Here is a 20,856-nt window from a genome sequence, read left to right on the forward strand (position 1 = left end):
AATCTTATGCGATATCAAACCTGTCCAGGTTCATCACTTTATTCCATGCTGCCACAAAGTCTTTCACAAACTTACCCTGCGCATCAGCACTTCCATACACTTCCGCAATAGCTCTCAACTCTGAATTAGAACCAAACACAAGGTCCGCACGGCTGCCTATCCACTTTATATCGCCGGTAGCGCGGTCAGTTCCTTCATAAAGCTCTTTCGCTTCAGATACTGCTTTCCATGAAACACGCATGTCCAGCAGGTTTACAAAGAAGTCGTTGGTCAACTGGCCAGGGCGTGCTGTGAAAACACCGTGATTAGAACCGTCGAAGTTAGTGTTCAACACACGTAAGCCACCAACCAGCACTGTTAATTCAGGCGCTGTAAGTGTGAGCAATTGTGCTTTATCTATCAGTAATGCTTCAGTAGATACATGCAGTTTTGACTTGCGGTAATTACGGAAACCATCCGCAGCAGGTTCTAAAAAGCCAACTGATTCAATATCGGTCAGATCCTGCGATGCATCCATTCGGCCGGGTGTAAATGGCACTGTGATAGTTTGACCTGCATCTTTCGCCGCTTTTTCAACACCTGCACAACCAGCCAGTACAATCAGGTCTGCCAGTGAAACCTTCTTACCGCCTGTATTAAATCCTTTCTGAATGCCCTCTAATACATCCAATACTTTTTGCAGCTGCGGAGGATTATTTACCAGCCAGTATTTCTGAGGAGCCAGGCGAATACGCGCACCATTAGCTCCACCACGTTTATCAGAACCACGGAAAGTGGAAGCAGAAGCCCATGCTGTGGAAACCAACTCAGATACGCTTAAACCTGATGCCAGTACTTTTGCTTTCAGCGCTGCAATATCATTGCTATCAATCAATGGATGATCAACTGCCGGGATAGGGTCCTGCCAGAGCAATACTTCTTCCGGCACATCCGGCCCCAGGTAACGGGCACGGGGTCCCATATCACGATGCGTCAGTTTAAACCATGCCCTTGCAAAAGCGTCTGCAAATGCATCGGGGTTTTCTAAAAAGCGCCGGGATATTTTTTCGTAAGCCGGGTCAAACCTTAAAGCGAGGTCCGTAGTAAGCATAGTAGGCACATGCTTTTTGGAACTGTCGAATGCATCAGGAACAATAGCCGGCGCATCTTTAGCTACCCATTGATGAGCGCCAGCGGGACTTTTAGAAAGCTTCCATTCAAAACCAAAAAGGTTTTCGAAGAAATTGTTGCTCCATTTAGTTGGAGTGGCTGTCCATATTACCTCAAGACCGCTTGTAATGGTATCAGCACCTTTACCGGAACCATAGGAGTTGCTCCAGCCCAGGCCCTGTAATTCCAGGCCTGCAGCTTCAGGCTCCTTGCCCACGTGGGAAGAAGGGGCAGCACCATGGGTTTTACCAAAGCTATGCCCTCCTGCTATCAGGGCAACTGTTTCTTCATCATTCATAGCCATGCGGCCGAAAGTATCCCGGATATCTTTAGCGGCGGCAATAGGATCAGGGTTACCATCAGGGCCTTCAGGATTCACATAGATCAAACCCATTTGCACGGCAGCCAGTGGTTTTTCAAGGTTGCGGCCATGGATATTACCATCTGCATCATCGTCTGATGAAACTACACCATGTTCTTTTGGCACTCCTTGGGAACCATGCGCATAACGCAGGTCGCCACCCAGCCAGGTGGTTTCTGAACCCCAATACACATCTTCATCCGGTTCCCAAACATCTTCACGGCCACCGGCAAAACCAAATGTTTTAAAACCCATTGACTCCAGTGCCACATTACCGGTAAGGATCATCAGGTCCGCCCACGAGATCTTGTTACCGTACTTCTGCTTGATAGGCCAGAGTAATCTGCGGGCTTTATCAAGGCTCACATTATCAGGCCAGCTGTTAAGCGGAGCAAAACGTTGCTGTCCTGCACCGGCACCACCACGACCGTCACCTACACGATAGGTACCTGCACTATGCCATGCCATGCGGATAAACAAAGGGCCATAATGCCCGAAGTCTGCAGGCCACCAGTCTTGCGAGTCCGTCATAAGTGCATGAAGGTCTTTCTTCACTGCTGCCAGGTCAAGGCTTTTAAAAGCTTCGGCATAGTTAAAACCTTCATCCATTGGGTCCGATAAGGACGAGTGCTGACGCAGGATACTTAACTTTAAATGGTTGGGCCACCAGTCACGGTTCCTGGTTCCGCCACCACCAACATTCTGCTTCATACTCCCATTATGAAACGGGCATTTACTGATGTCATTTGATTCTCCCATTGTTATAAGTTTTATGGTATTGAATGGACAATTGCTTTATTCATAAAAGTATGACTTCAACAATATAATCAAAATCTATTTAATAGATATTTAGATAGTTAAAATCTATCACCACTCTCCTGCTCCAATAATTCAACAATTGTACGGGGTTTCTTGTTGAACTGGTATTTCACCCAATCCTTTTCCTTTAACCTGGTAAGTGCCAGGAACATGGCCAGCCCTTCTTCCTGTGACCATTGATTACGTTTCCGGCGAAAACCAGCTATCGCAGCATCCCTTTTCACATTCCCTCCCCGGGGATGCATGAGCCAGTACACCGCCACATATTGCCCCAGCCCTTCCATGGAAAGGAAGATATCATCCAGCGTTTTCAGGATCTCCCTGTTACCTGTAAAGTATTTTGCCTGCCTTGCTTTCAGTAAGGCAAGCCCTTTCCGCACTGCCTCCTTTGCCTGTTTTTTGTCCGTTGTGGCAGCAGCCGTGTAAAAAGCATCGATCTCTTCCCGGAAGCTGCGTACATAGCCACTGTCTCCTTTAAAATAGCCCTGAACGATATCATCTGACAACGGCACCTCCTGAAAGGTATGTACACGTTCTATGGAATCCACCAGGCGCCCAAAACCCTTTTGTTGCCGGGTATGTGTAAACTCATGAAGGAATACGCCTGTCAACATCTTGTCAAGTGTAAATGCGCTGCTTTCTATACCGGCAGCTTTCCAGAATGCAGGTGCTGCCATTACAAAGAAACTTTGCCCTTCCGGAGTGGAAGCGGCGAAGCTCATTAGACCAACAGGTACACGCTGGCCATCTGGTAAGGTCAGGGTGTCTCCATGCGGGCCTCTCCTCCAGTAAAGTGGTTGCCCGTACATCCCGGGCCCCTTTATAGGAGCACAACTAATTAAAGATGTTGTATATACCCTGGTATCATCATAAAAGATCATTTCAGGTGGTTTATCAGCAGGCAGTAACAGCAACTGACGATCCACCAGTTCCCATGCACGAAACCAGTCCTCTAACCATTTTTGTTCCTTGTTTTGAGATTGTGCATATAGGGAGGTTAAAGTCAAAATGAAACATAGGGCTATTTTCATGAAGCATGTTTGTATCAAAAGATAACATTTTCATTTTAACTTTTCATTAAAGTTCCCTTAACTTTTAATTCTAATATCAATGTTCAACTTACGGTATCGTCTCATACCTTAAAATTGATATTATGCTTAAAAACTTTACCCTTGCAACACTGCTCCTGTTAACAACTTCATATGTTAATGCACAAACAAAAATCGCCTACATCCACATGCAGCAACTTATTTCCAGCATGCCGGAAACCAAACGGGCACTTGATACGCTGCAGCTATATGAACAGGAACTCAATAAGGATGGGCAGGTATTGGTAACAGAATTTCAGAAAAGGGTGGCGCTTTTTACGAAAGAGGAACCTACCCTGAAACCAGATATTAAAGATATCAGGATAAAAGAGCTGGAAACCGCTAAAGCAAGCATTGATGATTATAAAATGCGCATGGACCAAAAATTGGCGCTTCGCGAACAACAGCTTACCGATCCGATCATTGCAAGGGCTAAAAAAGCAGTAGCTGACCTCGCCGCTGAAAAAGGGTTTGTTTGTGTGCTGGATAGTTCAAAAGATATATTAGTAGCAGCCACCTGTGAAGACCTGATGGCACCGGTAAAACTGAAGCTGGGGATAAAGTAAGGTAATTATCACTTCAATATATTAAAAGCGCCCGCTGATCAGTTATCAGCGGGCGCTTTTATTTAAATTTAAATACCCGGATCGGCCGGTGTACTTGTATTGTTATCCCTTTCAATTAAAGGATAAGGGTAAAAGTTCCTGTTCCTTTCTTCACCCGCTACATTTGGGGCAGGCCGTCCAAAACGGCGGCTGTCCTCCAATTCCTGGCCGCTGATGAACATCTCCAGCCTTCTTTGCTTGTAGATATCTGTCAGCAAAGCTGGCATGGTCATCGCTCCACTGTAGGCAGGCTGGGAAGCCCCGATGCCATATATATCAGTCGTTTTGGTACGTACCGCATCCAGTGCTGTTTTACTTTGCGGGAACTGGGATTGCCGTGCATAGTTCTCTGCCATGATCAGGCTCATCTCTCCTGGTAAATAAACAGGATAGGAAGCGGTTGTATTCAGCGCAAATGCTTTCAGCGGATAAGTGGTAGGCCCTGTTCTGGCGATATAAAATCCTACGCGGGGATCCGTAGCCGCAGGTACCGGCGCCAGGCCATTCCTTAAACCCAGTGTGGAATCAATAGCACCAAAAACGTTCACGGTAAAGTTCCATTCGCCCAGCGGATTGGTGGTAACGGTAGAAAACCGGAACTCAGATTTAATAACCTGGCTGGCCGCAGCAGCAAAGGTCAGTGCTTTATTGCCGGATGCCGTATTATAAGTGCCGCTGATCATGCTCTGTACATTATAATACCTTGCCAGCAATGCTTTTACCGTATTCTTAATATCAATTCCTGCAGGAACTTTAGACAGGAACTTTGCACTGGGATTAGTAGTAGCCAGATCTGTGTCCGCACTTTCAAGTGCCTCGATGGCTTTTTGCAAAACATCTGCCCGCGTATTAAACTGGGCATTCTCTCCTTTCACCAAAGGGATCTGTTCAAAGAACTGTACCAAGGTACCGAGGCTGAGCGCATAAAAGATACTGGCATAAGCTTTCATCCCTACCCTGTCTGCCGGATCTGCAGCTACCGTGAGATTACTTAAAACAGTTTCCGCTTCCGTTTTAGTGAGCAGGCATTGCGCCCACAACTGGGTTATTACTGCATTGCCTTGTGTTACGGCACCTTTGCCGGTTTCCAGTTCCTTTTCAGCAGTATTACCAATGTTTATGGTATATAATGCATACACGCTATACCCACCTGCAATAGGCGCACAATACAAAGGGCTCTGCCGGCCGATCGTAAACCTGCGCTGCAATCCGGCACAAAGTGTCATTAACCCGTCCACACTGGTTGTTACGCTTGGAATGGATGCCTGGCTTGGATTAATATATTCTTTATTACAGGATACAATGGGGAAGCAACTACCCAGCATCAGTAATAAAATGGTCTGTTTTATTCGAAGCATTTTCATGTTACAAAAGTTTGAGATTAAAAACTGGCCTTGAAGGATAACTGAAATGTTCTCGGGATGGGCACATTACCAAAATCAATACCTCTCAATACTGAACTGTTCCCACCGGCATTCGTTTCAGGATCATATCCATCATAATCATCCCAACTGAACAGGTTCCTGCCTATTAATGAAATGGAGGAAGACCTTATAAACCTGGCAAAGGCGGGCAATTCAAAAGACAAGGCCACTTCTCTTAACTTTACATACGAAGCATCTTCCACACGCCATTCTTCTGTATTATATATAGCGAAAATATATCCCCTGGGGAGTTCTCCCTTTATTTCCTTTTCGGAGTAATCACCAATTCCCACACCCTGCCTTGTTCTTCTGTCTGCATTAAATACCTGGTGCCCCAATGCACCGTCAATCAGGAAACTCAGTGTCAGTTTTTTATAGGCGAGGCTGTTATTAAAGCTCAGTATCCAATCCGGGTTGGGATCGCCGAGTATTTTCCGCTGCAGCACTTTTGCCGTAGGATTATTCACTGCCGCAATAGGCCTGCCCGCAGCATCAAGAGCCAGGTTGCCATTTGCATCCCTTTCAAAATAGTTACCGTAGAAAACACCCAGCGGCTGCCCTGCCAATATAACAGATACAGAACCGGCGGCATTAGCCAGCGCAATAGGCGATACCTGGCTGGAGGATGTTACCAGGTTCTCATTTTTACTTACAGATGCGCCGATATTCCAGGAAAAATTATTACCGGAAACAGGATTGGCATTGATCCCAAGTTCCCATCCCTTATTGGTAAGGTTACCTACGTTCTGCACTTTGTTGCTGCCACCGGAAGACGGAGCAAGGACCCTGGCTACCAGCAAAGAATTTCCCACTATCTTTTTATCATACACCGTGAAGATCACCCCCAGTTTATTATTCAGGAAAGACAGGTCCGTACCGAATTCAAATTCGCTCGATCTTTCGGGTTCCACTGTTTCATTACCCAAAGTAGGGTTGATATTATAGGTAGCCACTCCGTTAATACTACCGGAGAGGTAAGTACTAAACCTTTCATAAGACCCAATACCACTAAGATTACCTGCAAGCCCCCATGAAGCCCTGAGCCTTGCAGAACTGAACCAGCTGCCCATGTTCTTCCAGAAAGACATATCGCTGAGATTAACCGAAGTACTCAGCTTTGGATAGAAGTACGTTCTTGTTTCCTTTGGAAAAGAAGTACTGCCATCGATCCGGCCAGCTGCTGTTATGAACACGATATTCTTATAACCGAAGGTCTGCTGTAAAAAACCACCGTAGATCTGTCTTTGATCATAGGTGTAACGAGGATCCAGTCTTACTGCCGCACCCATCACATTTGAGATCCCAGGTAACAGGTCACGTCCTTCATTGAACAATCCTGTAATTTTCTGATATTGGTGATTGAAACCAACAACGGTTAGAGAAGAAAAGTCTCTGAACTTTTTATCCAGGGAAATATTAATATCGTTATTGAGCTGCATGGAAGACACTAAAGCATTGGAAGCATATCCCAATCCTTCCTGCGCTGCTATATACGGATACCTTTCTATAAGGTTACTTCCTTCCTGGGCGTAGTTATCAATACCAAAGATATAATCTATGCTCAAGCCTTCGAGCGGCCTGATCTTTACCTGTATATCACTGATCGTTCTGCTTACTGACTGTTTCAGGCTCATATCTTCGATCACACTCAGCGGGTTCACGCGGGTAGGCTCTACATTTTTGAGATTACCATTTACATCCCTTTCTTCTATATTATAAATGTTATTAGTGATGTTGATGGAGTTAATAGGACTCCAGAATACATTCCCATTGGGCTTTTCATTAGACATGCTATTTACATAGGATATTCCCCCTATCACCGTCAGGTACTTATTGACGGTTTGCTCAATCCTGGTTTTAAAGTTAAACCGCCTGAAATTTGTATTCTTTATGATCCCTTCATTGTTATAATAACCACCGGAGAAATAATATTTTGTTTTATCCGTTCCGCCGCTTAATGAAATGTAGTTATCCGTACCAATTCCGGTTCGAAAGATCTGGTCCTGGTAATCATAACGGGTAACATCTACCAGGTCTGTTGACAATCTCCTCACCTGCCCGTCCGGCCTTGTATAAACAGTAACATTCCCGGGGCCATCGCTGATATTACCTAAACGGAGCGCGGCAGACCCAAACTGTTTTCCATAAGTAGAAATGTATACTTTCTTCCGTAATGAGTTTGTGATAATACTGGTACCAAAATCAATTTTCATCTGCCCGGCTTTTCCGGATTTGGTAGTGATCAGCACCACGCCATTACTTGCCCTTGAACCGTAAATGGCAGAAGCGGAGGCACCTGGTATTATATCGATCTTTTCAATATCATTGGGATTGATATCCGCCATGCGGTTAGTTCCCAATTCAGCAGTACCTGTTCCCACACCAAGGTTCGCTACGCCCGTAGCGGATACATTGAGGTTTGTTACGTTAACAGTTGAATTGCTCACTACCACCCCATCAATAACGTACAAAGGTTCTGAAGATCCCATAATGGTACTTGTTCCTCTCATACGAACGGAAATACCACCGGAAGGATCGCCGGAAGTCTGTTGGATCTGAGCACCGGGCACTTTTCCCTGAAGGGCCGCACCCAGGTTACCAGATCCTGTATTGGTCAGCTGTTTCGCGTCCACCGAATTAACAGTGTTCCCCAGCTGCTTCCGGGATTGCCTTAAAGAAGAACCGATCACCACTATTTCATCCATCTTTAGCACATCCTCTTCCATCTGCATATCCGCAGTAACAGCGTTGCCGCTTACAGTAATGCTTTTTCTGATTGATTTGAAGCCGATACCGGAAAACTCCAGTACATAATTACCCGGTTGAATGTTGGCATTGAAACTGTATTTACCGGTGGCATCCGTATTGTCTCCAACGGTGGCATTCTGCAAGCGGACGGTAATACCAGGCAACGCTGTTCCATCAGGCGCTGTCACGGCTCCGCTTATACGCACCTGTGAATAGGCAAGGGCGGTAATTAATTGAAAAAACAAGATCAATGAGCATGTTTTCCATCTCCTTTGTTTTTTCATGAATACATTTTTCATGATGTGCAATTTTGGCGTTAGTGAAAGAATACGGGCTTCAGGGCCTGAAGAGGTTGTGGAGATCCCTCAGCCGCTAAAGCATTCATGCGATCGCTGAAATAGTAAGTGAGGGCATTGCAGGGGGAAACAACAGCACTCCTAACCGAGGCGCTGCTCGTAACAGCGTTTTTCACGGTTATATGTACTCGTAAATGATCTAATGCCTGGGCTTATCAGTAAGCAGCGATTCTGTTTTGGTTGAAATAATAATCCTGAATGTTCCTGTTTGTAAAGCCTTTCTTTGTAAAGATCCAATGCGTTTATCCTTCTTTGACGGTTATTATAAAGATAAAGATAAAATGCGGTGAAAAGTTTCTTAAGCCTCTTATTTCCAGATATTTAGAACAGGAATTTCTTATCAAGGTACCAATCCTCTCCTGAATTGACGTAATCGCCCTCAATTTTGGCGTAATCACATCCCTGCTTGTTCATTATTTGGATGTAAGTTTGCTCCACTTAAAACAAAGCATCACATGCAGACCACGAATAAGAAAGCTGCCCTCAGCTTTATCTTTATCACACTACTGATCGACGTTATGGGATGGGGATTGATCATCCCTGTAATGGCAGATCTGGTGGCAGAGCTAAAGGGCCTGCCCATCAATGAAGCCAGTACCTATGGCAGCTATTTGCTAACCGCCTTTGCGGCCACTCAATTTGTATTTGCACCACTATTGGGAAATCTGAGTGACAGGTACGGCCGCCGCCCCGTTCTTTTGTTTTCACTGCTTGGTTTTGGTGTTGACTACATCATCCTGGCATTATCACCAACATACGGCTGGCTCTTTGCAGGCCGCATCATTGCTGGTATAACAGGTGCCAGCTTTACTACCGCCACAGCCTACATTGCAGATATCAGTCCGGATGAAACTACAAAAGCCAAGAACTTTGGTATGATCGGTGCGGCTTTTGGTTTAGGGTTTGTGCTGGGTCCTGCCCTTGGCGCGTTGCTGGCAACCTGGGGTATCAGGGCGCCTTTTTATGCAGCCGCAGCACTTTGCCTGGTGAACTGCTTATACGGATACTTCCTTTTACCGGAATCACTCAGCAAAGAAAACCGCAGGCCCTTTGAATGGAAACGGGCTAACCCCTTCGGCTCATTGAAATTCCTGACCAAACATCCTGAGATCGGAGGACTGGCAGTAGGCTTCTTCCTTATTTATCTTGGGGCGCAGGCTGTTCAAAGCAACTGGAACTTCTTCACCATCTATCGTTTCAACTGGAGCGAAAAAATGGTGGGTATCTCCCTTGCCGTGGTAGGTGTACTCGTGGGAGCCGTACAGGGAGGATTAACGAGAGTGGTGATTCCTAAGATCGGAAATGAAAAAAGTATTTACCTGGGCCTGGGACTCTATACATTAGGACTCTTCCTCTTTGCCATTGCCACGCAGGGATGGATGATGTTTGCTTTCCTGATCCCATATTGCCTGGGCGGTTTATGCGGCCCTTCCCTGCAATCAGTAATATCAGGCCATGTTCCCTCCAATCAGCAGGGAGAACTGCAGGGAGCACTCACCAGTTTGATGAGCCTCACCACTGTTATAGGGCCACCGATCATGAGCGGCACATTCGCATATTTCACATCCACACGTGCACCCTTCCATTTTCCCGGAATACACTTTTTGATCGGAGGAGTATGCATGCTGCTGAGCATCGTTATTATAAATAAGGTGCTGAACAGGGAGAAGAAAGAACATCCTGAATTACTGGAAGTGATCAAAGGCTCCGGAGGATTAAGTGAAACACCCATGCATTAAACACCCAAAATTTTCTGGAAAAGGCTTTAGGTCGGAGAAGACTTAAAGCCTTTTTTATTCAAACTACTTTACATTACGTTTTTTAATATAAGTATATCAAAAGACATACAATTAACATTTATTTATCATCACACTATGATTTTCTATATTTTTTTTGTTCTTTTATATCAATAAGTAAATATCATCCTTAAAAATTGGATATTAAAAATAAATACCATTCTTTAGATGAATCTATAATTCTTGCTTCCCTGAGAGAAGGCGATATGGACGCCTTTAAACATATTTACGACAGCTACTGGCCCAGATTATATGGGTATGTATACAATCGCCTGAAGAGTAAAGAAGCTGCAGAAGAAATTATCCAGGAAGTTTTCTTTGCCCTGTGGAAGAAACACAAAGAACTGGAAGTAACCCACTCTCTTTCCGCCTACCTGTTCTCTGCCGTAAAATACCAGCTGTTAAATTATATAAAGGCAGCACATATCCGGCAGAATTACACCCAGCATTTTTTAAAGTCTGAAAGAACCGCAGATAATTCCAATGAAGAGCAGGTAAATGCCAATGATCTGAAAAAGAACATGGATAAAGCAGTGGCAATGTTACCCGAAAAATGCCAGCAGGTTTTCCGTATGAGCCGGCATGAACAACTCTCTATCCGCGATATTGCAAATGTGCTTCATATTTCCCACAAAACCGTGGAAAACCATCTCACCAAAGCACTCCGGCAATTGCGGGCCGTATTAGGCCACTACTTCTGGTAAGAAAAAAATTTACGCCCTGCGTAGGTGTTCCCTCCATCTCAGTTTACTTACTTATAAGAACACCATCACCACGTAGCAATTATGGAGAATAATGCAATAAAAGAACTGATCGATAAATACCTGAAAGGCCTCCTTTCCGCCCGGGAAGCGAAACAGGTAGAACAGTTACTGGAAAGAATGGCGGATGAGCAGGCATTTGAAACCCTGCCGGAAGAGGAACGGGAAGAAGCGCAGCAGGGAGGTTATGAGCGATTATTAAACCGTATCCGGGAAGCAGAACAACCCGCTCCCGTTAGAAACATATTCACGGTAAAACGATTAAAGATAGCCGCCACGGTAGCACTCTTTATCATAGCCGGCACTATATACAGGAACAGCTTACTCAACCTGGTGGCACCACATCGCCTCACAGATATATCAAGCACGGGCGGAAAGATCAGGAAATTGATCCTTTCTGATGGTTCTATCGTATGGCTGAAGGATAACAGCAAGCTGATCTACCCTGTTACGTTTGGTAAAGGTAACCGCGTTGTAACGCTGGAAGGGGAAGCACTGTTTGAAGTGGCCAAAGACGCAGAACATCCTTTTTATATCCATTGCGGCCCACTCACCACGCAGGTATTGGGCACCAGTTTTAATATCAGGAGTAATGGCCGGCAAACAGAAGTAACTGTACTAACGGGAAAGATCTCTTTATCAACAGAAAAGGCAGGCCGCGTGCTGGTATACCCGAATGAAAAAGCTGTTTATGCCGTGTTATCTGAAACAATTGCCAAAGAAAGTAAAGCAACAACATCTTTACATGAGCTCACACGCGGCACAGAGTATGATATGGCTTTTAACGATGCTCATATGCCGGATGTAATAAAGCGCATAGAAAATAAATTCGATGTACAGATCCTGCTGAAAGACACTACGATCAATCATCATTTAATAACTGCCGATCTTACTGATCAATCATTAGACAACACCTTGAAGATGATCGGGCAGGCACTTAACCTGGAAGTATTAATAGAGGGAAGAATGATCTCTCTGCAACAGCAAAAAAAACACAACTAACAACAACCAAAATCAAACTGAAAAAAAGGGAAGCCTATGACTAAAGCAAGCACCGATTAAAAAAGGAAAGCAGGAGGGCTGACATCCCTCCCGCTACAAAATGATAGCCCTCTTATTCACCGCATGTGCGTGCGGTAAGGGAATTCCTTGTGTCGTTCAACTAAATCTACTAACAAGAAATCTGGACTATGTCTACAAATGTAAGCGCAAAAGCCCTCCTCTCCAAATCCATGCGAACAGCGTCCATGCACCTTATGGCAGTGATCTTCCTCTTTGAGATCGCTTATCCTCAGACAGGTTATTCACAAAGCATCCTCAATAAAAGGATCTCTATTCAGGTGGATGACATGAGTTTAAAGAATGTGCTGCATCAGATCGGAAACAAAGCGGATGTAAAATTCGTGTACAGCTCCAGCCACATTGCATTAGACCAAAAAGTAACGGCCAGTGCCCGCCAGGAAGAATTGGGTAAAGTATTGAACAGGTTATTCAACCGTACTGAAATTGACTTTGAAGTAAGCGATCGCTTTATTATCCTTAAAGAAAATGAAACGGCCCCGCCCTTTGAAATGTCTGCCATCCGCCCGGTGGCAGATTCACTGATCAAAGGAAAAGTACTGAGTGAAACCAATGATCCGTTTCCCGGCGCCACCATCCTGGAAAAAGGGACGGGCAATGGTGCCACTTCCGGTGCGGATGGTGCATTCTCTTTGAAAGTAAAACAGGGTGCTACTTTGGTAGTAACAGCTATCGGCTATCAACCGCTGGAGATCACCGCATCAAACGCCCGTACGATCCATTTAAAAGTAGCTGTAAAGCAATTGCAGGACATTGTAGTAACAGCGGCTGGTATCGCCCGCCAGAAGAACAGCCTGGGATATTCCGTATCTACCGTTACATCAGATAAGCTGGCACAAAAATCAGAACCTGATCCGGTAAGAGCACTCACAGGGAAAGTGGCCGGTGTAAATATTCAATCGGCAGGAGGTGTGGCAGGAGGCGCTACTAATATCACGATTCGTGGTAACTCTTCTCTGAATGGCAATAACCAGCCTTTATTTGTGGTGGATGGCGTTCCCTTCGACAACTCAAGTTTTGCAAATGTAGGCGCTACCACAGTGGGCGGAGTAGGCGTCACCAACCGTGCGTTTGACCTGGACCCTAATAATATCCAGAGTATGACAGTATTAAAAGGTGCTGCGGCAGCAGCATTGTATGGCTCCCGTGCTGCCAACGGTGCCATCATCATTACTACAAAGGCCGGTAAAAAAATGAGCCGTAAAGGAACAGAGATCACTTACAGCACTTCTTATGCTTTTGAAAATGTAGCAGGGCTGCCCGAATATCAAACAAAATATGGGCAGGGTACCAATAACGATTACCGGCATGGTGTATATGCTTCATGGGGGCAACCCTATCCCGGCGTAAAAAGCCTGCTTCCTACACGCACTACTGTTCCGCATCAGTTAACACGCACCTTTGGCTCGGACATCTTCCCGCAGTTCTATGAAGCAGATGGTGTAACCCCTATCCAGGTGCCCTACAAATCGTATGCAGGTCAGAATGTTAAGAACTTCTTCAGAACAGGGAATGTATATGAGAACGCGATCACTATCTCTTCCGGTAGTGAAAAAGGAAACTTCAACGCAGGTTTCTCACATACCATGAATAATGGCGTGGTACCCTCCAACGAGATCAACCGTACTTCTGTGAATGTAGGCGGCAATATCAAACTGGAGAATAAATTCTATGCCAGCGGTTCCATCAACTATGTAACAACCCGGCAAACCACCCCACCTATAGGTGGTACTACAGGATCTATCATGTCCGCCCTGATGTATGTTCCCACCAGCTTTGACCTTACCAGCTATCCATACGAAAATCCAAAGGATGGCAGTAACGTGTATGACTATACCGGGGTAGACAATCCTTACTGGTCTGTTAAACACAGTCCCTCCACCAGTGCGGTGGACCGTTATTACGGCAACCTGATCCTTGGTTTTGATCCCACTCCCTGGCTCAATATCCAGAACACCATCGGGTTCAACTCTTATACAGACCGCCGTACGAATGTGCGGGGCAAAGGATCTTCATCTTATCCCAATGGCAGTATCACTACTGATAATATCTACCGCCAGGAGCTGGACAATACGCTATTGGCAACAGTGACCACTAAACTGAAACCGGACCTTTCCATGCGGGCCATTATAGGCAACAACGTGAACCAACGGTTAACGGACCGTAAGGCATTCTATGGTGATAATATCATCGTAGCAGACCTGGTGGACATTCATAACACCAGTTCTATTACACCAATTCAACTCAACAATAACAGGAACCTCCTGAAGCAGCGTTACTTCGCTTTCTTTACAGACATTACTTTCGATTATAAGAACTTTGCCTCCCTCAACTTTGTGGGGAGGAACGATGTATCCTCTACCCTGCCTAAAAATAACCGTAGTTATTTTTACGGTGGCGTGAATGGTTCATTTGTATTTTCAGATGCCTTTCAGTTATCTGACCGCATTCTGAGCTTCGGTAAGATCAGGGCGGGTTACACCAGGGTAGGTAATGAAGCATCCCCTTATCAGACGGCTGCTTTTTACCAGATCAACCCTTCACTGGGCGCACCGAACTCTCCCGGAAATGTAGGGTTACCGTTCAGTGGCAGCAATGGTTCTTATAATGTAGTAACTAAAACAGACGTGCTCACCAATGCCAACCTGAAACCTGAATTCATTACAGAGCTGGAATTGGGTACAGAGTTGCGTTTCTTTAATAGCCGTATTGGAATAGACTTCACTTATTACAATAAGAAAAGTACTTCTCAGATCTTTGAAGTAACAGCCGCTCCTTCTTCCGGTTACACTTCCCAGATACTCAACCTGGGGGAAGCCACCAACAAAGGAGTGGAAATAGGCCTTACCATTGCAGCCCTGCAATCCAACAACGGACTTAACTGGAACATCAATGCCAACTTTACACGCAACCGCAATATCATCCAGGACCTGGGAGGTTATGACCGCTTCAGTTATGGCGGTGCAAGTGGTACCAGCAGCGTACACATCGTAGGGCAACCATACGGACAGATACAGGGAACAGGTTATGCACGGGACGATGAAGGTAACATCCTGATAGACCCTAATACCGGCAAACCATTAGCATCAGGTACTTTGCTGCCTATCGGCAATCCGAACCCTGATTTTATGATGGGCATCACCAATACTTTCCACTTCAGGAATTTTGGTCTCAACGTTTTATTTGACTGGAAACAAGGCGGCAACTTATTTTCTTCTACGGTGGGCAATATGATGTCCCGCGGCGTAACGAGGGATACGGAAGACCGCGAATTCCAGATCGTAGCACCGGGGGTGTTAGGAGATATCAATACCCAAACCGCCCTTCGTGATCAAAGTGGCAAAAAGATCCCTAACAATGTAGCGATCTCCTATGAAGATCATTTCTTCAGTGGTGGCATGGGGCCTGGTGGCGTAAATGAAGGTTCTGTATTTGATGCCACTGTGTTCCGCCTTCGTGAAATAGGATTCTCCTACGATCTGCCTAAATCCATGCTTGGCAGAACTCCCTTCGGCTCCATCTCCCTTTCCCTTTCCGGCAGGAACCTCTGGTACAAAGCACCCGGCTTCCCCAGGTACACCAACTTCGATCCTGAAGTAAGTACACTCGGTGCCGGCAATTCCCAGGGATATGATAACCTGGGGGTACCTACTACAAAACGTTTCGGGTTTAACTTAAAATGTTCTTTCTGATGAGACTAAAACATATAACACAGGTAATTGGTATCGCCGCGCTCCTGTCCGTAGCAGGTGGTTGCAGTAAATTTGTGGATATCAATTCTGATCCGAATAACCCTACTACAGCCCAGTTATCTTTACTGTTGCCTTCTACGGAAATATCGCTGGTAGGAAACATGTATGCGCTGAACAGTGGTACGGCCACTTTTGTACAACATACCATTTTCACCAATGGACTGAGCCGCTACCAGCAACAGGGCACCAGCTTTGATGATCCCTGGACCGGTTTTTATACCCAAACGTTAAACGATCTCCAATCGATCATCACCAGTGGCGCCGCACAGGACCAATGGGGATATGTGGGGATTGCACGGCTGGAGAAAGCTTATCTCGTCACCCTGATGGTAGATATGTGGGGAGATATCCCTTATTCCGAAGGAACAGAAGAAGGCCCTGTGAACGTGAGCCCTCCTTTTTTAAAAGGAGCCGACATTTATGAAAAATGCCTGGTGCTTATAGATTCTGCATTGGCAAACCTGAACAGCGTTGCAGGCACCTCACTGGTACCTGCAACAGCCGATCCTATTTATGCCGGCAGCAAGACCGCCTGGATCAGTATGGGAAGATCCTTACAACTAAAACTCTATAACGGGATCAGGCTTGTTGATCCCACACGTTCTGCCAATGCTATCAAAGCGTTGCTGACAGACCCTTCCAAGCTGATCAGTTCCAATACCGCGGACTTCACCTTTAAGTTCGGCACAGTGCAGAATCCCAATAACCGGCATCCCTGGCATCGTTCAGAATACCAGGGCGGCAAGAGCTTTTACATGAGCCAGTCGCTGATAGACCTGTTGTTCAATAACGATGATCCCCGCCTGCGTTATTATATCTCCCGGCAGAACACTACGGCTGGTTTGAACAATTCAAATAACAGCAACGGTTATTATGGACGTAACCCGGGTGATGGTACCGCTTCTCCCGCAGACCAAAGCCGCCGTTCTTCTTTTGGGATCTATCCTGCGGGCGGCCGGTTTGATAATGCAGCCATTAATAACCTGCCTCCTGCCAATCTCTACCTCACTAACACAGGCGCTACGGGCACAGCTAAAGTGCTGGCTGTAACTGATGGTACAGGAGCAGGCATTATGCCCATGATCACGTATGCCATGGTAAAGTTCATTCGTGCTGAAGCGGCATTAACATTGGCCACAGGAGATGACGCCAGGATAAGTTTCAGGGATGGTATTACAGCACATCTGAGCAGTATGAGCTCCTATGCTGCAGCCAACGGAGGGAATGCACTGGCACAAACAGCTATCGATGCTTTTGCCGCCCGCCTGGTAGCCCAATACGATGCAGCAGATGATGCAGGTAAGCTCAACCTGGTGATGACGCAGAAATACATTGCACAATATGGTAACGGTATGGAAACCTATTCAGATTACCGCCGCACAGGTTTACCTGTTCTGCGTACACCATTATCACCACTGAATACTTTCCCCCTGCGCCTCTACTATTCTGAAGCAGAACTAACGGCCAACACCAATTTAGGTGCTGATCCCGGTCAGCTGCAACTCGCACAGCAAACTACTCCTGTATTCTGGGACAAATAAAACCAACATCATGATGAAACCAATAATATACCTGGCCACTATTATGATCGTAATGATATCTTCCTGTAAAAAAGCACATTACGAATGGGAGAACTATCAATACACCGCAGTGCCTACCGTTAAGATCGATACAACCAAGTCTGCCCTGCCTACTTTTCAAAATGCAAAGGTGGTATTCTTTAATCTCAACGATCCCAACCTGGCAAATGAGCAATTTGCATTTGAGTTGAACTGGGAAGGGTTTGGCAGAGAAGAAGTAGCCTCTATAGAAGTGTATGCCAGCTTCAACAAAGCAGAAGCCAGCGTACCGGCCTATCCCCTGGTGATCTCCTACCCCGGCAACCTGTACCCTAACATTGCGCAGTTCCCTTTACCCAGCATTGTAGGAGCAGGCGACATACTGCATGAAACGGTGACCGCTTTCCCTAAAAGCTATTCCTTCACAGCAGCACAGCTGGCCGCCATTACCAATGTAAACCTGGCGAATGTGGCGATAAATGACTATTTTCTTTTTAAATTCATCCTCAACCTGAAGGACGGCCGAAGGATAGTGACCTTTTTCAATAATATAGCTGATGAAGCCCGCGGGGAACCAGGTGATTGCCGCACCGGCGCAAGGTTTAAGAGAGCTTAAAAATACAATAAATACTTATGATGTATAAATTCTATCGCATGTTGATCCTGTTGTTACTCATGGTAACAATAGCCTGGGCACAAACCGTTCCCTCTCCAAAAGAGCACTTCGGATTTAATATCGGGGACGATTATAAACTGGCCACCTACACGCAAACAGAAGCGTACTTTAAAAAACTCGCCACTTCCAACCGTACCAAACTGGTGGATATCGGTTTAACCGAAGAAGGAAGGCATCAGTATATGCTGATCATTTCAGACCCGGAGAACCTTTCAAAACTGGAGCGCTACAGGGAGATCTCTCAAAAGCTGGCACATGCGGAAGGATTAACGGACGAAGAAGCACGCAACCTGGCAGCAGAAGGGAAAGCAGTAGTATGGATAGATGGCGGCCTGCATGCAACAGAAGTAGTAGGTACCCATCAGCTGATCGAAAGCATGTACCAGCTGGTAAGCCGCAATGACCAGGAAACAAAAGATATCCTGAAGAACGTGATCATCCTGATGACACATGCTAATCCTGACGGGCAGGAGATTGTATCCAACTGGTATATGCGGGAAAGTGATGTAAAGAAACGCGCGCTGAACATCCCGAAAGTTTACAACAAATACGTAGGCCATGATAATAACCGGGATTTTTATATGATGAATATGAAAGAGAGCCAGAACATCAGCCGGCAGTTATTTGTAGAATGGATCCCGCAGATCATGTACAACCATCATCAGCGTGGCCCCGCAGGTTCTGTACTCGCAGGCCCTCCCTATCGTGATCCTTTCAACTATGTGTTTGACCCGCTGATCATGACCACTACAGATGCAGTAGGTGCTGCAATGAATAACAGGTTGAATGTGGAAGGCAAACCCGGTTATACTGAACGGGAAGGCTCTCAGTTCTCCACCTGGTGGAATGGAGGTTTACGTACAACTCCTTACTTTCATAATATGGTTGGAATTCTAACGGAGATCATTGGCGGCCCTACACCGGAAAATGTTCCGCTGGTACCGGAAAGGCTCATCCCCAAAGGCTCCACTCCTAACCCGGTTGTTCCGCAGGTATGGCATTTCCGCCAGTCCATTGATTATTGCATATCCCTCAACTATGCCGTGCTGGACTATGCAGCCCGCTATCGCAGCAGCCTCCTGTACAACATTTATAAGATGGGTAAGAACGGAATAGAACGCGGCAGCAAAGATAACTGGACCTTCTATCCTAAATATGCGGAGATGATCAAAACCTCCAACAAGGCAGCAGACAGCAGCAAAACAGAATCCGCGACGGGTGAAGGAGGAGAAAGTGAATTCTCTTTTGGCAGGGAAGATACCACCAGCACTAAGTTCTTTGATGCCGTACTAAAGAACCCTTTATACCGCGATGCCCGTGGTTATGTGATCCCGGCAGACCAGGCAGATTTTCCAACGGCCGTCAAATTTATCAATGCATTGAGCCGTTCAGGCATTACCATCCATAAATCCACTACCGCCTTCACCATTGGCGGCAAAAATTACCCGGCAGGTTCCTACGTAGTGAAAACCGCGCAGGCTTTCCGCCCACATGTGATCGATATGTTTGAACCACAGGACCATCCGAATGATTTTGCTTATGCAGGAGGTCCTCCCATTCGTCCCTACGATGCTGCCGGATGGACACTCGCCTTCCAGATGGGCGTTCAGTTCGATCGCATCCTGGATCCATTTAACGGACCATTTGTACAGTTGCCTTATGGCCAGATAGAAACACCACCTCAACAAACGATAGCAACTGCAAAAGCAGGTTACCTCATCAGCCCGAAGATCAATAATGCCTTCCTGGCGGTGAATGATCTGCTGAAAGCCGGTATTAAAGTATTCCGTGTAACCACTGCAGCAGGAGCTTTCTATGTTCCTGCATCTGCCAAAGCCCAAAACATCTTACAACAAAACAATATCGTGGTGAGCAGCCTTGCTAAAAAGCCTGATGGCCTCACTGCCATATCTCCCATGCGCATCGCCATCTTTGATAACTATGGCGGCTCTATGCCAGCGGGTTGGACGAGATGGTTGTTTGAACAGTTCAATTTCTCCTATGAAATGATCTATCCCAAAACCATAGATTCCGGTGACCTGCATAAGAAGTTCGACATGATCATCTTCACTGCAGGTGCTATCCCCGATACAGGAAAACCAAGAGCGGGTGCAGCGAGAGGAAGAGGTGGTTCACAACCCAAAGCTGCAGACATCCCTGCAGAATACCGCCCCTGGTTAGGCCGTATCAATGCAGATACTTCTATCCCGCAATTGAAAAGATTCCTGGAAGAAGGTGGCCAGGTTGTTACTATCGGCTCCAGTACCAATCTCGTTTATCATCTGAAACTGCCGGTAACTAACGCATTAACAGAGAAAGAACGCCCTTTGGCTAACACCAAATACTACATCCCCGGCAGCCTGCTGATAGCAGACCTGGACACTACCGCCCCTGCCAATTACGGCATGCCCGCAAAAAGCGATGTGTATTTTGACCGCAGCCCGGTATTTAAATTCAAAGACGGCGCCAACCTGCAAAAGCTGATATGGTTCTCCTCAGAAACACCTTTACACAGCGGATGGGCCTGGGGTCAAAAATACCTGAAGGATGGTATAGCTGCTTTTGTAGCACCCATAGGAAAAGGAAAACTGTACGCATTTGGCCCTGAGATCACTTTCCGCGCACAATCACACGGCACATTTAAGTTATTGTTCAATCAACTGTATCAAACGAAATAATTGC

Annotated in this window: 12 protein-coding genes; 8 read left to right on the forward strand and 4 right to left on the reverse strand. The window is 46.0% G+C overall.

Annotated features, from left to right (window positions below):
* Positions 1-4 precede the first annotated feature (4 nt).
* Positions 5-2,269, reverse strand: a complete 2,265-nt coding sequence (gene katG, locus BUR42_RS11385; RefSeq protein WP_074239338.1) for a catalase/peroxidase HPI — start codon at positions 2,267-2,269, stop codon at positions 5-7.
* Positions 2,270-2,367: 98 nt separating this feature from the next.
* Positions 2,368-3,360, reverse strand: coding sequence for a hypothetical protein (locus tag BUR42_RS11390; protein WP_074239339.1), 993 nt, complete (start codon positions 3,358-3,360; stop codon positions 2,368-2,370).
* A 122-nt stretch (positions 3,361-3,482) separates the two neighbouring features.
* Here BUR42_RS11390 and BUR42_RS11395 point away from each other — a divergent pair, with 122 nt between their 5' ends.
* On the forward strand, positions 3,483-3,983 hold the full coding sequence (locus BUR42_RS11395) for an OmpH/Skp family outer membrane protein (RefSeq protein WP_074239340.1): 501 nt from the start codon (positions 3,483-3,485) through the stop codon (positions 3,981-3,983).
* Positions 3,984-4,051: 68 nt separating this feature from the next.
* Here the strand turns inward: BUR42_RS11395 and BUR42_RS11400 are convergent, their stop codons facing one another.
* Positions 4,052-5,386, reverse strand: coding sequence for a RagB/SusD family nutrient uptake outer membrane protein (locus BUR42_RS11400; RefSeq protein WP_074239341.1), 1,335 nt, complete (start codon positions 5,384-5,386; stop codon positions 4,052-4,054).
* 17 nt (positions 5,387-5,403) lie between these two features.
* Positions 5,404-8,493 carry a SusC/RagA family TonB-linked outer membrane protein gene (locus BUR42_RS11405; protein ID WP_074239342.1) on the reverse strand — a complete coding sequence of 1,030 codons (3,090 nt, stop codon included), beginning with the start codon at positions 8,491-8,493 and terminating at the stop codon, positions 5,404-5,406.
* A 512-nt stretch (positions 8,494-9,005) separates the two neighbouring features.
* Between BUR42_RS11405 and BUR42_RS11410 the strand changes: the two genes are divergently transcribed.
* From BUR42_RS11410 to BUR42_RS11440, 7 genes are all read left to right on the forward strand, one after another.
* Positions 9,006-10,289 carry a TCR/Tet family MFS transporter gene (locus BUR42_RS11410; protein WP_074239343.1) on the forward strand — a complete coding sequence of 428 codons (1,284 nt, stop codon included), beginning with the start codon at positions 9,006-9,008 and terminating at the stop codon, positions 10,287-10,289.
* A 194-nt stretch (positions 10,290-10,483) separates the two neighbouring features.
* Positions 10,484-11,050 (forward strand): RNA polymerase sigma-70 factor, encoded by a 567-nt coding sequence (locus BUR42_RS11415; protein WP_084185518.1) that lies wholly within the window; start codon positions 10,484-10,486, stop codon positions 11,048-11,050.
* Positions 11,051-11,131: 81 nt separating this feature from the next.
* Positions 11,132-12,109: a FecR family protein gene (locus BUR42_RS11420; RefSeq protein ID WP_074239344.1), complete on the forward strand. Its 978-nt coding sequence runs from the start codon at positions 11,132-11,134 to the stop codon at positions 12,107-12,109.
* Between the two features lie 188 nt (positions 12,110-12,297).
* Positions 12,298-15,879: a SusC/RagA family TonB-linked outer membrane protein gene (locus BUR42_RS11425; protein WP_084185519.1), complete on the forward strand. Its 3,582-nt coding sequence runs from the start codon at positions 12,298-12,300 to the stop codon at positions 15,877-15,879.
* Positions 15,879-17,480 carry a SusD/RagB family nutrient-binding outer membrane lipoprotein gene (locus BUR42_RS11430; RefSeq protein WP_074240553.1) on the forward strand — a complete coding sequence of 534 codons (1,602 nt, stop codon included), beginning with the start codon at positions 15,879-15,881 and terminating at the stop codon, positions 17,478-17,480. Before BUR42_RS11425 ends, BUR42_RS11430 begins: the two co-directional genes overlap by 1 nt.
* Positions 17,481-17,490: 10 nt before the next feature.
* Complete coding sequence (locus tag BUR42_RS11435; protein WP_074239345.1) at positions 17,491-18,114, forward strand: hypothetical protein; 624 nt, start codon at positions 17,491-17,493, stop codon at positions 18,112-18,114.
* 17 nt (positions 18,115-18,131) lie between these two features.
* Positions 18,132-20,852 carry a M14 family metallopeptidase gene (locus BUR42_RS11440; RefSeq protein WP_074239346.1) on the forward strand — a complete coding sequence of 907 codons (2,721 nt, stop codon included), beginning with the start codon at positions 18,132-18,134 and terminating at the stop codon, positions 20,850-20,852.
* Positions 20,853-20,856 lie beyond the last annotated feature (4 nt).

The sequence above is a fragment of the Chitinophaga niabensis genome (assembly GCF_900129465.1).
Taxonomy (GTDB): Bacteria; Bacteroidota; Bacteroidia; order Chitinophagales; family Chitinophagaceae; genus Chitinophaga; species Chitinophaga niabensis.